We start from the raw sequence: 1,168 nt of genomic DNA on the forward strand, positions 1-1,168 counted from the left end.
ACCGTGGAGAATGCAGTGTAAGGTTTGTATACACAATTTAACACAATGCCTCGTAAGACCTATAGAGTAATTTTTTTGAAGCGGAATGCTATAGGTTTATATAGTTATTGTTTTTTTGTCTTTTTTAGCGGTGTTTTATTTTCGGGATAGAGGGTGGGTAATGGCTCAACCCCTTTTTACACAATTATATAGACTTAACTCGCAATAAATTGGTAATTATATATGGATAAATTTTGGGCTGGTGATGAAAATGGAGTTTGACACAATTGCAGCCATTTCTACTTCTCCTGGTGAAGCAGGGATTGGAATTGTGAGAATGAGTGGTGATGGGGCTTTAGATATAATTTCAAGAATTTTTAGATTTTATAAGAAAAAAGATGTAAAGAATGTAAAGACCCACACCCTTCATTATGGACACATTGTAGACCCGGATACAGGAGAAGTTTACGATGAAGTGTTGGTTTCCATCATGAAAAAACCAAATACTTATACTCGGGAAGACATTGTAGAGATAAATTGCCATGGAGGTTAAAACAGGTGAAATTAATGGTAAAAAATGATATAATTTTAATTGGGTGATGATAAATGTTATTAACTATAAAAAAGGTTAAAGAGCTATATGATATAAGCAGGATTACTTTAATAAACTGGGAAAAGGAAGGATTAATAACCCCAATTAGGACACCAAAAGGGAGAAGAAGATACAAAAAAGAAGACATAGAGAAATTATTAGGTATGCTGGAAGTAAAGCCAAAACCTAAGGTAATTTTATATGCAAGAGTATCTACAAAAAAACAAGAAGAATATCTTGAAAATCAAATTAGAAGGCTTGAAGAATACGCTAATTCCCAAGGATGGCAGTATGAAGTCATATCCGAAATAGCAAGTGGAGTAAATGAAATAAAGAACTAGCAGAGGACTTAATAGCAATAGTAACATCATTTGCGGCAAGAATTTACGGACAAAGGGGTGATAAAAAACATGATAGTAATACAGGCTAAACTTATTTTCCTAAACCAACAAGACAAACAAATAGTATTAGACTTAATGAGAAGATGGTCATCATGTATGAAATTTGCATACAAAAGGCTTCTAGAAGGTTATGATAGAAAAACATTAAAAAGAGACCTTCAGGGAACATTTGACTTAAACTCAAGATATGTAGATG

3 pseudogenes are annotated in these 1,168 nt (G+C 33.0%); all 3 read left to right on the forward strand.

The annotated features are described in order from the left end of the window. Nucleotides 1–250: 250 nt before the first annotated feature. Nucleotides 251–529 (forward strand): annotated as a pseudogene (locus tag EV203_RS13305) (tRNA uridine-5-carboxymethylaminomethyl(34) synthesis GTPase MnmE); the annotation flags it as partial. A gap of 56 nt (nucleotides 530–585) precedes the next feature. Further along, nucleotides 586–1,001 (forward strand): annotated as a pseudogene (locus tag EV203_RS13310) (MerR family DNA-binding transcriptional regulator). Next, nucleotides 982–1,168: pseudogene (locus EV203_RS13315) on the forward strand (IS200/IS605 family accessory protein TnpB-related protein); the annotation flags it as partial. The pseudogenes EV203_RS13310 and EV203_RS13315, both read left to right, overlap by 20 nt.

Origin of the sequence: Caldanaerobacter subterraneus (genome assembly GCF_004345675.1) — a bacterium.
GTDB classification, from domain to species: Bacteria; Bacillota; Thermoanaerobacteria; order Thermoanaerobacterales; family Thermoanaerobacteraceae; genus Thermoanaerobacter; species Thermoanaerobacter subterraneus.